12 protein-coding genes and 1 pseudogene are annotated in these 14034 nt (G+C 69.8%); 8 read left to right on the plus strand and 5 right to left on the minus strand.

The genetic code is table 11. From position 1 onward, the window contains the following. Window positions 1-655 precede the first annotated feature (655 nt). Both VI078_16485 and VI078_16490 read left to right on the plus strand, forming a co-directional pair. Entirely contained in the window at window positions 656-1339 is a 684-nt protein-coding gene (locus VI078_16485) for a hypothetical protein (GenBank protein ID HEY6000886.1), read from the plus strand. After that, window positions 1332-2531, plus strand: coding sequence for a (Fe-S)-binding protein (locus VI078_16490; protein HEY6000887.1), 1200 nt, complete (start codon window positions 1332-1334; stop codon window positions 2529-2531). The genes VI078_16485 and VI078_16490 overlap by 8 nt, the downstream gene beginning before the upstream one ends. Before the next feature lie 12 nt (window positions 2532-2543). Here VI078_16490 and VI078_16495 read toward each other — a convergent pair whose 3' ends face one another. From VI078_16495 to VI078_16515, 5 genes are all read right to left on the minus strand, one after another. After that, entirely contained in the window at window positions 2544-3239 is a 696-nt protein-coding gene (locus VI078_16495) for a hypothetical protein (protein ID HEY6000888.1), read from the minus strand. An 82-nt stretch (window positions 3240-3321) separates the two neighbouring features. After that, on the minus strand, window positions 3322-3918 hold the full coding sequence (locus VI078_16500) for an ABC-type transport auxiliary lipoprotein family protein (GenBank protein HEY6000889.1): 597 nt from the start codon (window positions 3916-3918) through the stop codon (window positions 3322-3324). Beyond that, window positions 3915-5009 carry an MlaD family protein gene (locus tag VI078_16505; GenBank protein HEY6000890.1) on the minus strand — a complete coding sequence of 365 codons (1095 nt, stop codon included), beginning with the start codon at window positions 5007-5009 and terminating at the stop codon, window positions 3915-3917. Before VI078_16505 ends, VI078_16500 begins: the two co-directional genes overlap by 4 nt. Window positions 5010-5018: 9 nt before the next feature. Continuing rightward, window positions 5019-5768 carry an ATP-binding cassette domain-containing protein gene (locus VI078_16510; protein ID HEY6000891.1) on the minus strand — a complete coding sequence of 250 codons (750 nt, stop codon included), beginning with the start codon at window positions 5766-5768 and terminating at the stop codon, window positions 5019-5021. A 13-nt stretch (window positions 5769-5781) separates the two neighbouring features. Continuing rightward, the gene (locus tag VI078_16515; protein HEY6000892.1) at window positions 5782-6906 is read right to left on the minus strand and encodes an ABC transporter permease; all 1125 of its coding nucleotides are present in this window, start codon (window positions 6904-6906) and stop codon (window positions 5782-5784) included. 277 nt (window positions 6907-7183) lie between these two features. On the opposite strand from VI078_16515, the gene VI078_16520 reads away from it, so the two are divergent. From VI078_16520 to VI078_16545, 6 genes and pseudogenes are all read left to right on the plus strand, one after another. Further along, window positions 7184-10555 (plus strand): ribonucleotide reductase N-terminal alpha domain-containing protein, encoded by a 3372-nt coding sequence (locus tag VI078_16520; GenBank protein ID HEY6000893.1) that lies wholly within the window; start codon window positions 7184-7186, stop codon window positions 10553-10555. Window positions 10556-10581: 26 nt separating this feature from the next. Further along, a complete protein-coding gene (locus VI078_16525; GenBank protein ID HEY6000894.1) occupies window positions 10582-11571 on the plus strand; it encodes an ATP-dependent Clp protease proteolytic subunit in 990 nt (329 codons plus the stop codon). A 40-nt stretch (window positions 11572-11611) separates the two neighbouring features. After that, window positions 11612-11887 (plus strand): annotated as a pseudogene (locus VI078_16530) (type I restriction-modification system subunit M N-terminal domain-containing protein). Window positions 11888-12009: 122 nt separating this feature from the next. Beyond that, the gene (locus tag VI078_16535; protein ID HEY6000895.1) at window positions 12010-12939 is read left to right on the plus strand and encodes a DUF91 domain-containing protein; all 930 of its coding nucleotides are present in this window, start codon (window positions 12010-12012) and stop codon (window positions 12937-12939) included. A gap of 21 nt (window positions 12940-12960) precedes the next feature. Beyond that, window positions 12961-13626 (plus strand): nucleotidyltransferase domain-containing protein, encoded by a 666-nt coding sequence (locus VI078_16540; protein HEY6000896.1) that lies wholly within the window; start codon window positions 12961-12963, stop codon window positions 13624-13626. Next, window positions 13604-14032: a hypothetical protein gene (locus VI078_16545; GenBank protein HEY6000897.1), complete on the plus strand. Its 429-nt coding sequence runs from the start codon at window positions 13604-13606 to the stop codon at window positions 14030-14032. The genes VI078_16540 and VI078_16545 overlap by 23 nt, the downstream gene beginning before the upstream one ends. Window positions 14033-14034: the final 2 nt, after the last annotated feature.

The raw sequence follows: 14034 nt of genomic DNA on the forward strand, positions 1-14034 counted from the left end.
CCGGGCCCCGACCCGGGGGCGCCTGTTCACTTCCGTCTCGCCCTGTTGCCCTCAGCACGTGGACTCCCTCAGCAGCCCGCTCGACTGTCAATGCGCCGGCCACACTCAGCCGCCACAGCAGGCGGCCGGCGCATTATGACCGTTCACAGGCGCCCCCGGGCCGGAGCCCTCAGGGCAAGACCGTACCGAAACAGCGTACCCGCTAAGCTCGGTATGGCCAGCAGGGGCGCACGATCACGGTCTTCAGCAGCCCGCGGGCCGGAGCCCCGAAGACGAGGTTGGAATGGGCCAGAGCGGGGGCGGGGCGCTGTCGGGCGCGCGCATTGTGGAGCGCGGACGCTGCTCGGGGGGTGACAGCAGCGAAGCTGCGCCAGAGGGGGGCGAAGCCACCCTATGGAAGCGCCCGCTGGGTGCCCAGCAGACATGCCGCGTTTCGGGCGCTGCGCCAGTGGCCGGACGAGCTGCGGTCGAGCGCGCAACTCAGCGCACGCCCGACAGCGCCCCGCCCCCGCGGGCACGTGAACGATTGGCGAGACGGAAGTGAACAGGCGCCCCCGGGCCGGGGCCCGGCACTGGAATGGCGAGCGACGTGTACGGGGCGCCAACGGCGCAGGTCGTGTGACATACTGACGATGGTGGATCGGGATGAGCGACCATGGGGTGGCTGATCGTCGTCGCGACGTACCTCGCCGTCGCCGCGCTCTACCTGCGGCTGGCGGCGCACGCCCTGCGGTGGGCGGAAGCCGCGTGGCGCGCGCCGGCCGCACCGCGACGCGGCGCGGCGAGCACGCTCCGTGCCGCCGCCGGCGCGGCGCTGGACATCGCGCTCCTGCGCCGCCTCTTCCTGGTCAACCCCGCCCTCTGGCTGGGCGAATGGGTCTTCCATGTCTCCCTGCTCCTCGTCCTCACGCGGCACCTGCGCTACTTCCTCGAACCGGTGCCCGCCTGGGTCGCCGGAACCCAGACCCTGGGCTGGATGGCGGGCTTCGTCCTCCCGGCCGCGCTCCTCTACGTCCTCGCGTGGCGGCTGATCCCGGGGCGCGAACCGTTCTCCTCGCGGGCGAACCTGCTCGTCCTGCTCGACCTCCTCGGGCTGGCTGCCACCGGCCTGCTCCTGGCAACGCGTCACCGCGTGGACCTCGTGCAGGTGAAGGCTTACGCGCTTGGGATCGTGACGTTCCGGCCCGCACCGCCCCCCGCGGACTGGCTGCTCGCCACGCACCTGGCCCTGGTGCTCGCGCTGGCGCTCTACGTTCCGAGCCACGTGCTCACGGCGCCGTTGACGCTGCTGGACGCCCGCCGGCGCGACCGCGAGCGGGAGGGGATTCTCCATGACTGAGCGGCGCCTCGGCGCCGGGCTCTCGCCCGCGCAGCTCATCGAGATCGACGCCTGCACGCAGTGCGGCGAGTGTCTCAAGCGCTGCCCGGTGCAGGACGTGACCGGGAACCCCTCGATCTCGCCGCCGGAGAAGATCCGCATGTTCCGCGAGTTCCTGCGCGCCAGCGGCGGGCTCAAGGCGCGGCTGTTCGGGCCGGGAGCCATGGACCCGCGCCTGCTGCAGGACTTCGTCCGCGCCGTCTACGAGTGCACCACCTGCGGCGCCTGCGGCCAGGCCTGCCCCGTGGGCATCTTCACCCAGCGGCTCTGGCCCATGCTGCGCGCCGAGATGGTCGCCAGCGGCCTCGGGCCGATCGGGCCGCAGACGGAGCTGCCGGGCGCCATCGCCCGGACCGGCAACCCGTACGACAAGCCGGCGGCCGAGCGCTTCGCGCCCTGGTTCCCGCCGCACGTGCGCGTCGCGGAGCGCGCGGAGATCGGCTACTACGCCGGCTGCACCGGCTCCTACGAGGCGCAGCCGATGGTTCGCGGGGATGCGCTGGTGCTCGGCGCGATCGGCGAGCCGTTCACGATGCTCCCCGCCGAGGAGGAGGTCTGCTGCGGCTTCCCGCTGTTCATCACCGGCCAGTTCGGGCCGCTCGCCGACCTCGTGCGCCGCCTCGTGGAAGGCTACCGCGCCCGCGGCGTGAAGACCCTCGTCTGCTCCTGTCCCTGCTGCGTGAACATCATGGCGCGCGATTGGCCCGCGCTCTACGGTGCGGAACTGCCCTTCCGGATCCGGCACATCACGCAGTTCGCAGTCGAAGCCCTGCGGGCCGGGAAGCTGCGCGTCCCCCGGCGCCTCGAGGAACGGGTGATCTACCACGACCCGTGCTACCTCAGCCGGGGTGTCGGCGTGATCGAGGAGCCGCGGGAGGTGCTGCGCGCGATCCCCGGCCTCGAACTGGTGGAGTTCGAGCGCCACGGCCTGGAGTCGCGCTGCTGCGGCTCGGGCGGGGCGGCGCGGAAGGTCTTCCACGAGAACGCGATCGCGATGGGCCGGCTCACGATCGACGAAGCGGTGGCGAAGCGCGCCGATCGGCTGATCCTCGCCTGTCCGGCCTGCCACGCGAAGGTCAACGAGGCGATGCGCGGCTACGAGCGCCAGGTGAAGATCTCGGACATCATGGAGCTGCTGGCGTCGCTGCTTTGAGGGGGAGGCCTGCTACAGGCGCCCCGTCCTCCGGTACTCCTCGACGTAGAGCTTCACCGCCCGCAGCAGCAGCCAGTCAACCGTGACCTGGTTGTCGGCGGCGACGCGGATCAACTCGTCGATCAGCGCCTGATCGATGCCAGGCTGAGCGCGGTCCGCCGCGGACGGCGCCGTGAGGACCGGGGCGCCCTCGTCCGCCGACGCAACCGGCGGGACCGGCGCGGACGTCTCGCTTGGCGGCGCGCAGACCCCGCCGCGCCGCTCGTGCTCCGCCCTCAGCAGCGACATGAGCCCCGCGATGTCCGCCTGCATCGTCGCGGCCAGCACCTCGGGCGGCAGGGCTGCGGCCGGCGCGCCTGTGGCGTCGGCACCGGGCGCATCGAGAAAGCCCGGGACCTCCGGCGGTCCATCCGCCGGCGCGCCCGCCGTCCCGGCGAGTGCGGCCATCCCCTCGACGCCGGGCATCCCCGCCGGCCCCGCAGCCCCCGGCGGCATCATCCCGCTCATACCCAGCATCATCATGGCGAGCGTGCGGGCGTGCTCGCCCTCCGGGATCTCGTGCTGCAGGACCTCGTCGAGCCGCCCCTCGGCGGCGGCCTGGGCCAGCCGGTCGGCGGTCAGGTCCGCCCCGCCCTGCTCCTGCCCTGGGATCTGCCTTCCGAACCGCGAGCGCGGCGGGTTCGGCAGCGGACGATCGTGCTCAGCCATCGCATCTCCTCCCGGCGGCTTTCTCCAGCCTCGTGCGCACCATGATGCCACGCCATCGCAACCCCGGCCAGCCGCAGCCGGGCTAGGGCGCCGTCGCCGCGATCGCGCCCGCGACGTCCCTGCCGACGTCCCCCGTGAGTTGCGCGAGGCCCTTCGAGGCGGCCGCCAGGTAGTCCTCCACTCCATCACCGCCCACCGGCATCGCGACGCGGCGCACCCAGAACCCCAGCAGCCGGGACTGCGCCCCCACCAGCGAGACCTCGACCTCGATGACCGCCGAGCGCGCCGCGCGGTCCCACCAGAGGCCCCGCACGGTGCCGCAGAGGCGATAGTCGGCGTCGATGGGCGCCGGCGCGACGAAGACGGCCCCGAACAGGTCCAGGCGCCCGAGCGCCTCCCGCAACCGTGCAGCCACCATGTCCCCGGGCGGCGCCGCCCAGCGGTGATACGCGGCGAACGCCCAGCGCGACGCCGCCTCCCGCGTCGCGACGCGGTCGCTGTCGAACGGCGCCACGCCGGCGAACCTCGCGACCTCGATCGTCGGCCCCCCCGCGCGCAACCCCCCGCTCGGCAAGGCCGGCTCGAACGCAAACCACACCGTGGGACGCGTTTCCTGTGACAGGCCGGCGCAGCCCGCGAGCAGCGCGGCGGCGGCCAACGCCACGATCCGTTCCTTCATCGGAAGTCCTCCTTCGGCGGCTTGCCGAGCAATTTCGCCGGATTGGCCTCGATCGACGTTGCCAGGCTCTCGAGCCGGCCGGCCGCCCTGTCGAGCCGGGACACCGCCTCCCCCAGCGAACGATTGAGGTCCGTCGCCAGCCGCTCCCAACGCTCCGCCGTCCTCGTCGCAGCCGCACCGGTATCTCCCACGCTCGCGGCCGCCGACTGCGCGGCCCCGCTGACGCCGGCCATCGCGTCCTCGATCTTGCGCTGCATGCTGTCGAGGCGCGCCCCGGCGTGCACCGCGGCGACCTCGGCCCTGATGTCCTCGGCGCCGCGTCGCAGGACCGCGGCGGCCGCCCGGGCGTCCTCGAGCGTCTGCGCGACCCGCGGGTCGCCGGCGACCGCCTCGACCGCGCGCGCGGCGCCCCCCACGCGCTCCGCGGCCCCGACGACGCCGTCGAGCGCGCGAGAGAGACGGGGGTCCTCGACAAGCGCGGCGGCCCGGCGGGTCAGGACCTCCAGCGAGTCCGCCGCCGCGGCCACCTTTGCCAGCGCCCGGTCGACCTCGGGCGCCTCGAAGCGCTGGCGGACGGCCGCGGCCGCGGCGCGGAATTCGGCGACGAGGCCGCCGACGTCGGTCCCGCGAAGGCTCTCCGCGATGCTGCCCAGCGCCTCCGTGAGACCGGAGAGGAACGAGGGCTGCGAGGGGATGTAGCGCTCCGGCGGCGCAAACGCGAGCTTCAGCGGGGCCGCGCCCGGCCGCGCGAAGTCGATGTCGATGACGCTCACGCCGGTGAGCCCCGAGGTCGTGACGCTCGCGCGCACCTGCTCCCCGGCGCGAAAATCCTGCTCGATGTCCATGCCCACCTCGACGAGCCTGCCGTCGGGGGCGATCCCGATCGCGGCGACGCGCCCGATCGGCACCCCCCGGAACTTCACCGCCGAGCCGACGTTCAGGCCGTGCACGCTCTCGTCGAAGTAGCTCACGTAGCGCAGGCGCCGCTCGAGGACGTGCGAGGCCCCGATCCAGACGAGCGCCGCGCAGAAGACCAGGAGCCCCCCGAGCAGGAAGGCCCCGACCTTGAGTTTGTCGGCCTCGGTGGCCATGCGTCCCTCCTAGACCGTCCGCTCGAAGAAGGCGCGGACCTTCGGGTTCGGGTGCCTGGCGCGCAGCTCGGCGGGCGGCCCCGCCGCGACGATGCCGCCGGCGCGCGCGTCGACCAGGATGCAGCGGCCGGCCACGGCGAAGGTGCTCGCCAGGTCGTGGGTGACCATCAGCACGGTGATGCCGAGGCCGCGGTTGAGCGTGAGAATCAGCCGGTCCAGGTCCGCCGCCGTCAGCGGGTCGAGGCCGGAGGTGGGCTCATCGAGCACGAGGATCTTCGGGTCCAGCGCCATGGCGCGCGCGATGCCCGCCCGCTTGCGCATCCCGCCGGAGATCTGCGCCGGCAGCAGGTCCGCCGCGTCCGCGAGGCCGACGGTGGCGAGGGTCACGCGCGCGAGCAGGGCCGCCGTCGACGCCGGCAGGTCGGTGCGCGCCCGGATCGGGACGAGGACGTTCTCGGCAAGCGTCAGCGAGTCGAAGAGCGCGCCGGACTGGAACGCCACGCCAATGTCGCCAAGGACCGCATCGCGCGCGTCCTCGCCGGCGCCGACCAGCTCCCGCCCGGCCACGCGGAGGCTGCCGCCGAGCGCGGGCAGCAGGCCGAGGAGCGTCCGCACGAGCGTCGTCTTGCCGGCGCCGCTCTCGCCGAGGATGGCGAAGACCTCGCCCGCTGCGACATCGAAGGTGACCTCGCCCAGCAGCGGGGAGCCGGCGTAGCCCACCGCCAGCTGCTGCGCCTCGATCGCCGCGATCGCCCCCATCCGCTCCCCCGTTCTAGAACGGCAGGTACGCCAGGATCACCGCGAACAGGGCGTCCGCCAGCACGATCAGGAAGATGCCGGCCACGACGGAACCGGTCGCGGCGCGCCCCACCTGCTCGGCGCCGCCGCGGACGCCGAGGCCCCGGTAGCAGCCGACGGCGCTCACCAGCAGGCCGAACGTCAGGGACTTGACGATGCCGATCATCAGGTGGCGCACGGTGAGGATGGAGCGCGTCTCGGCGAGGTACTGGGGGATCGTGAGGTCCAGCTGCAGCACGCCCACGACCAGGCCGCCGGTGATGCCCGTCAGGTCCGAGAGCATGGCCAGGCACGGCATGGCGAGCACGACGGCCATCACGCGCGGCACCGCCAGGTGCGACACCGGCTCGAGGCCCATGGTCACCAGGGCGTCCACCTGGTCGTCGACGGCCATCGAGCCGAGCTCCGCGGCGAAGCCGCTGCCGGAGCGCCCGGCGACCAGCACCGCCGTCATGATCGGCCCGAGCTCGCGCACCATCGCGAGGGCCACGCCGTCGGCGACGTAGATGTTGGCGCCGTACTGCCGCAGCTGCAGCGCCCCCAGGAAGGCCATGATGAGCCCCATCAGCGTCGAGATGAGCGCCACGATCGGCGCCGCGTCGACGCCCGAGGTCTCGATCAGGCGGAAGGTCTCCGCCCAGCGCAGGCGGCGGCGCGCCAGATCGCGCGCGAAGGCGAGTGCCAGCGCGCCGGTGAAGGCGATGAGCCCCCGCGCATCGGCGGCGACCGCAAGGATGCCGCCGCCGACCTGCGCCACCACGTTCTGCCGGCGGACGGGCGCCCGCCCGGGCGCACCGACCAGCGCCTCCCAGTCGACCAGCGAGAGGATGCCGGCGGCGGTTCCCGCCCCCGTGATCTCGAGCCTGCCTCCGGATGGCCGCAGCGCGCGGTCGACCTCCAGGAGCACGGCCGCCCCCGCGCCGTCGAGGTACGCCACGGACGAGAGGTCCACGGACGCCGGCCGCGGCGCGCCCGCGAACCCCGACAGCAGGGCGCCGCGGGCGGTGGCCGCCGTCCGGTGCGAGAGGACGCCGGAGACGACGGCCCTCGTGCCGGCCGCCCCCCGCTCCCACGAAACAAGAAATCCGCTCTCTTCCACCGACAGGCACCACCATCCAGGGTTGTCCACGCGGAGTCAGCAGAGCCACCGCGGCCGATCAAGCGCATTTCCCGCGGCGCGCCGCGCTTGCCGCCGCGGTCCGCCGGGGCTTACAACGCAATATATATCGCCCCGGGAGCGGCCGCCGCGGGGCCCCTTGACATGTCCATATCTTGTGATTACAGTTCGCCCGTCCACAACATATGGTAGGGGGCAGGGGCCCCTCACGATATCGGATTCGGGTAGCGAAGAGCGGTCTTCGAAGGAGAGTCACGCAATGTCGACGCAGGCAGCCAGTGCAGTGGTCCCGTCTCTCACCAGCAACGCCCTCACGGTGCTCAAGAAGCGCTACCTGAAGAAGAGCCCCCAGGGCGAGCCCCTGGAGAGCCCGGCCGACATGTTCCGCCGGGTGGCACGCGTCATCGCGGGCGCCGAGACGCTCTTCAACCCGGCCGCAGATGCCGAGGCCCTGGCGGAGACCTTCTACGCCCTGATGACGAACCTCGAGTTCCTCCCCAACTCGCCGACGCTGATGAACGCCGGCCGCGAGCTCGGCCAGCTCTCGGCGTGCTTCGTGCTGCCGGTCGGCGACTCGATCGAGGACATCTTCGACGCGGTGAAGTTCACGGCGCTGATTCACAAATCAGGGGGCGGTACTGGCTTCTCCTTCTCGCGGCTGCGGCCGGCCAACGACGTCGTGATGAGCACCACCGGCATCTCCAGCGGCCCGATCTCGTTCATGCGCGTCTTCGACCTCGCGACCGAGACCATCAAGCAGGGCGGCACGCGGCGCGGCGCGAACATGGGCATCCTGCGCGTCGACCACCCGGACATCATGAACTTCATCCGCAGCAAGTCCGACCTCAAGTGCTTCAACAACTTCAACATCTCGGTGGGGCTGACCGAGGCCTTCATGCAGGCGGTCGCCGCCGACGGCGAGTACGACCTGGTCAACCCGCGCAGCCGGGAGATCGCCGGGCGGCTCAAGGCGCGCGAGGTCTTCGCGAGCATCGTGCACCACGCCTGGGCGACCGGCGAGCCGGGGATCGTCTTCCTCGACCGCCTCAACCGCGACAACCCGACGCCGCAGGTCGGCGAGATCGAGAGCACGAACCCGTGCGTCACGGCGGAGACCTTCGTGCAGACGGCGGAGGGGCCGCGGCAGGTGCGGCAGCTGATCGGGCGGCCGTTCACGGCGCTGGTGAACGGCGCCGCGTTCGCCTCCGGGCCGCAGGGCTTCTTCGCGACCGGCACGAAGCCGGTCTTCCGGCTGCGCACCCGCGAGGGGCACTCGCTGCGGCTGACCGGCGATCATCCGGTGCGCCGCGCCGCGAGCGTGACGCGCGCCCGCGTCCTCGAGGAGTGGGTGCCGGCGGCGCAGCTCGAGCCCGGCGACCGCATCGTGCTGCACCGCCACGAGAGCCTCTGCTGGCCGGGGAAATACGGCGAGGCCGAGGGGTACCTGCTCGGCCTGCTGGTCGGCGACGGCACGCTCAAGGCCGACAAGGCGGTCCTCTCCGTGTGGCCGATGCGCAGCGCCGTCAACGGCGACACGACGGCCGACGGCATCGCCGGGGTGATGCGCGCGGCCGCGGGGTACGCCGAGGCGCTGCCCCACCGCAGCGACTTCGCCGGCTGGACCGAGGTCGCTGGGCGCGGCGAGCACCGGCTGGCGCTCGGCCACGTGAAGCGCGTCGGGGAGGACCTGGGCCTGGTCCCGGGCGCCAAGGCGATCACGCCGGCGCTCGAGCAGTGCTCCTCGGACTTCTGCCGCGCCTTCCTGCGCGGGCTCTTCGACGCCGACGGCTCGGTGCAGGGCTCGACGGCCAAGGGTGTGAGCGTCCGTCTCGCCCAGAGCGACCTCGCCACGCTCGAGGCCGCGCAGCGCATGCTGCTGCGCCTCGGGATCGCGAGCACGATCTACCGCGACCGGCGGCCCGCAGGGACCTCGGTGCTGCCGGACGGTCGCGGCGGGAGCGCCGCCTGCGCTGTCCGCGCGCAGCACGAATTGGTCGTCGCGCGCGAGAATCTCGCGGTCTTCGCCGAGCGCGTCGGCTTCCACGACACGGCGAAGGCGGCGCGACTGACCGCGGCGCTCGGCAGCTACCGCCGCACCCCCAACCGCGAGCGCTTCCTCGCGACGGTCGAAGCCCTGGAGGCGGACGGCACGGAGACCGTCTACGACGTGCAGGTCCCGGGTGCGAACGCCTTCGACGCCAACGGCCTGTTCGTCCACAACTGCGGCGAGCAGCCGCTGCTCCCGTACGAGTCCTGCAACCTCGGCTCGATCAACCTCGGGCGGATGGTGCGCGACGGCCGGGTCGACTGGGCGCGCCTCGCGGAGGTCACGCGCCTCGCCGTGCGCTTCCTCGACAACGTCATCGAGGTCAACAACTACCCGCTGGACAAGATCCAGGAGATGACGCACGCCAACCGCAAGATCGGCCTCGGCGTCATGGGCTGGGCGGACATGCTGATCGCCCTCGGCGTCCCCTACGACTCGCCCGAGGCGGTGGCCCTGGCCGAGCAGGTGATGCGCGCGGTGCGCGAGGAGGGGCACGCGGCCTCGCGGGGGCTGGCGCGCGAGCGCGGCGCGTTCCCGAACTTCAGGGGCTCGATCTTCGACCGTCCCGGCGCCGAACCGATGCGCAACGCGACGATCACGACGATCGCGCCGACGGGCACGATCTCGATCATCGCCAACAGCTCCTCGGGCATCGAGCCGCTGTTTGCGGTCTCGTACGTGCGCACCGTGCTCGACAAGAACCGGCTGATCGAGGTCAACCCCGCCTTCGAGTGCATCGCCCGCGAGCGCGGCTTCTACAGCGTGGAGCTGATGGAGCGCATCGCCGAGGCCGGCACCGTCCGCGGCATGGAAGGCGTGCCCGAGGACGTGCAGCGGGTCTTCGCGACGGCGCACGACATCACCCCCGAGGTGCACGTGCGCATGCAGGCCGCGTTCCAGAAGCACACGGACAACGCGGTCAGCAAGACCGTGAACTTCTCCACCGAGGCCACCGAGGCCGACGTCGAGAAGGTCTTCCGGCTGGCGTACGAGCTGGACTGCAAGGGCGTCACGATCTACCGCGACGGCTCGCGCGAGGACCAGGTGCTCTCGACCGCGAAGAAGCACGAGGCGCCGCCGCTGCCCGGCATGACCGCGCCGGGCGCCGCGCCGGAGGCGCCGCGCGCGCCGGTGATCCGCCGCCGTCCCAAGGCGCTGCGCGGCTCGACCTACCAGATGGACACCGGCTGCGGGCCGCTGTACGTGACGATCAACGAGGACGACGAGGGCATCTTCGAGCTGTTCACCACCATGGGCAAGGCCGGCGGCTGCGCCTCCAGCCAGTGCGAGGCCATCGGCCGCATGGTCTCGCTCGCCTGGCGCAGCGGCGTCGAGGCCGCGCCCGTCATCAAGCAGCTCGTCGGCATCTCCTGCCACCAGCCGGCCGGCTTCGGCGTCGAGAAGGTCCTCTCCTGCGCCGACGCGGTCGCCAAGGCGATCGAGCGGCATCTCTGCGAGGACGGCGGCACCGCCAACCGCAAGCGCGCGCTGGACCGCGGCGCCTGCCCGGACTGCGGCGGCACCGTCGAGCACCTCGAGGGCTGCGTCGTCTGCCGCGGCTGCGGGTATTCGGAGTGCGCGTAGGCGGGGCCCCCCAGCGAGCCAAGACGATGGCTAAGAAGAAGTCGACCACTGACAACGCGGCTCCCGAGGTTGAGACACCTTCAGGCGAACAACCCACCAACCCCAGAGGATCCGACTCCCAGAGCCCCCCCAAGGCTCCATTCTATGAGCTCTTCGCGCTCAGTCCGGAGAATGCCACCCAGCAGGTCATCAAGGATGTCGCCAGTAGGCAGATCGTCTCAATTCTTGAAGAGTCGCCAATATCAGCCGGCTACAACGTCCTGTTTCTGTACGACGAGAACTCAATTACTCGAGGCGACTCGAACAGAATCTACGAGTCACTTTCGAAAGCAGACGCCGAGAAGCCGATCTTGTTGATCATTAGTTCCCCCGGGGGAGAGATACCCGCCGCTTACTTCATCGCCAAGCTCTGCCGGGACGCAACAAAGCACGAACTTCATGTTTCCGTCCCGCGACAGGCCAAGTCTGCCGCGACGCTGATTTGTTGCGGGGCGGACAAGATCCACATGGGAAGCCTGAGTGAACTTGGCCCGATCGATCCGCAGATTCGCCGCATGCCTGCACTGGCGGTCAAGCACTCTGTCGAACACTTGGCGCAACTTGCTGCGCAGTACCCTGGTGCTAGAGACATGCTCAGCGACTACCTTACAAAGTCTCTTCCAATTGAGACGCTTGGCTACTACGAGCGAGCAGCTGAATCGGCTGTTCAATACGCTGAGCGGCTGCTGTCAGCGCGGATTGCTGTTCGATCTTCGAAGGAAGCCAACGCCGAAATTGCGAAGAGACTCGTCTACTTCTACAAGGATCACGGTTTCGCAATCGACGCGGCGGAAGCCACGACCATTTTTGGGGCAACTGTGATCCAGCGCAATACGGGCGAATACCTTCTCAGTAACCGACTCTATTCGTCTCTCGATCTGATGTCGTGGATCCTTCGAGATCGATTCAAGAAGGTCCTTAGCGTCGCCGGCAACTGCAGCGATGGGATATGGACCTACAGTGCGCAGACTGGGTGACGCCAGCCTTTGGGCTCATGCCGGCGGCTCGTGACTGTAGATGCCCCTGAAGAAGTCTGAACTCTACTCCTCCCTCTGGAGCAGCTGCGACAAGCTGCGCGGGGGAATGGACTCTTCGCAGTACAAGGACTACGTCCTCGTGCTGCTGTTCATGAAGTACGTCTCCGACAAGTGCGCCGGGCGGAAGAACGCGCTGATCGATGTCCCCAAGGGCGCCGGCTTTGCCGACATGGTGGCCCTCAAGGGCGATAATGAGATCGGCGACAAGGTCAACAAGATCATCGGCAGGCTCACCGAGGCCAACGACCTCAGGGGAGGTGCCGTCGCGGCATACTTGTTCGCGACGGCATCCGACACTCTTGAACATCCTCCTGCGTCTGTCCCGGTCCGAGGAGGCAGGACCTGGGTGCCGCGTCGCGTTGGCCGAGGAGATGACACATGAAGAACTATGTCCGGCTCATGCTCGGCAAGAAGAGCGTCCATGCCGCCGAGTGCTTCGCCGGCGGCTTCGTCGGCGTCGATTTTGGCATCGCCCAGGATCTGACAGGCAGGCTGCCCGAGGGTTTTCGCACCTTCAACCGGGAGTTCATCCCGATCTACCTTGCGACGCACCCGGACGTCACCTCCAAGATCGCCGCGGGCCTCTCGTGCGGCTTTCTCTGGACGGTTGCCAAGTGGATCAAGATCGGCGACGTCATCCTCTCCCCGGACGGCGGCGGCCGCTACCGCGTGGGAGAGGTGACGGGCAACTACGCTTATCAGCCCGGAGGCGTATTGCCGCACCGGCGCCCCGTCCGCTGGTCCGACACGTACATCGACCGCGCCGACATGAGCGAGTCCCTGCAGAAATCGACCGGCTCCATTGGCACCGTCTCCGATGTGACGCGATACCGCGAAGAGATTGAGAAGTTGATGGGCGGCATAGTGGTACACCCCGTCGGCCCTGACGCTGAGGTCATTGAGGACCCAGCGGCTTTCGCCATGGAGAAACACCTCGAGGACTTCCTGGTGCAGAACTGGGCCCAGACCGACCTCGGCAAGGAATACGACATCTTCGAGGAGGACGGCGAGCGAGTCGGTCAGCAGTATCCCTCCGACACAGGGCCGATCGACATCCTCGCCGTCAGCAAGGACAAGAAGCGGCTCCTGGTCGTGGAACTGAAGAAGGGCCGGGCCAGCGATGCAGTCGTGGGCCAGACGCTGCGCTACATGGGCTTCGTGCAGGAAGTGCTCGCCGAGAACGGGCAGCTCGTACAGGGGGCGATCATCGCGCTTGAAGACGATCAACGCATCCGCCGGGCGCTGGCCATGGCACCGAGCATCATCTTCTACCGCTATCAGATCAGCTTCAAGCTGCTGCGGGCATAGAGGGTCACTGAAGAATTTGGCTTGAACATTCCCATATTGGGGTTTATCGTACCCAATATGGGAATGGAGAAACGTACTTCGGAGAGCACTGCATCCTCCCCGTTGGGTCTCGGGGATGCGCTCTTCACCAAGGTACAGCAGCGCGTGCTGGGCGTGCTCTTCGGCAATCCGGCCCGGAGCTTCTTCGCCAACGAGATCATCGCTCTCGCTGAGTCCGGCGTCGGAGCGGTCCAGCGAGAACTTGCGCGGCTCGCCGCTGCGGGGCTGGTGACGGTCACGCGGGTCGGCAAGCAGAAGCACTACCAGGCCAATGCAACGTCTGCCGTCTTCAGCGAACTGCGCGGGCTCGTGCTCAAGACCTCCGGCCTCGCCGACGTCGTGAGGAGCGCCCTTGCGCCCTTGCGATCGCAGATCCGGTGTGCGTTCGTCTACGGCTCCGTGGCCACGGGCCAGGACACGGCCGCCAGCGACGTCGACCTGATGGTCGTGAGCGACAGCCTGACCCATTCCGATCTCTTCTCGACTCTCGAGGCAGCGTCGGCAAGACTTGGCAGGCGTGTCAATCCCACGGTTTACTCGCACCAGGAGATCGGAAGGCGCATCCAGGAAAGGAACGCCTTCGTCACGCGAGTGCTCCAGCAACCCAGAATCTGGTTGATCGGCAATGACAACGACCTCGCCACTTGAGAATCTGTGCGGGCCCGGGAAGCCGCTGCGGGCAGAACCGGCCGATGCACGGGAGTTCGAAGGTCTCAAGCGCTCGGGCCTCGCGCGACTTGCTGACGCCGGGAATCCCTCGAATTCGCTGGAGAGCAGATTTGACCTCGCGTATAACGCCGCGCACGCGCTCTGTCTCGCAGCGCTGCGTCGGCTCGGATATCGACCGCCCAACCGCTACGCGGTCTTTCTGGTGCTTCCGCACACCCTCGGCCTCGGGCCCGAGGTATGGCGCGTGCTCGCCAAGTGTCATGACATCCGCAACCGCGCCGAATACGAAGGGGACCTGGAGGTCAGCGAGCGCATTGTCGCCGATCTGATCGTCGCCTGCCGCGCAGTCTCCACGGCCCTTGGCAATATGTCCCCACCGACCTGACC

It is taken from the genome of bacterium (assembly GCA_036524115.1).
Lineage (GTDB): Bacteria > JAUVQV01 > JAUVQV01 > JAUVQV01 > DATDCY01 > DATDCY01.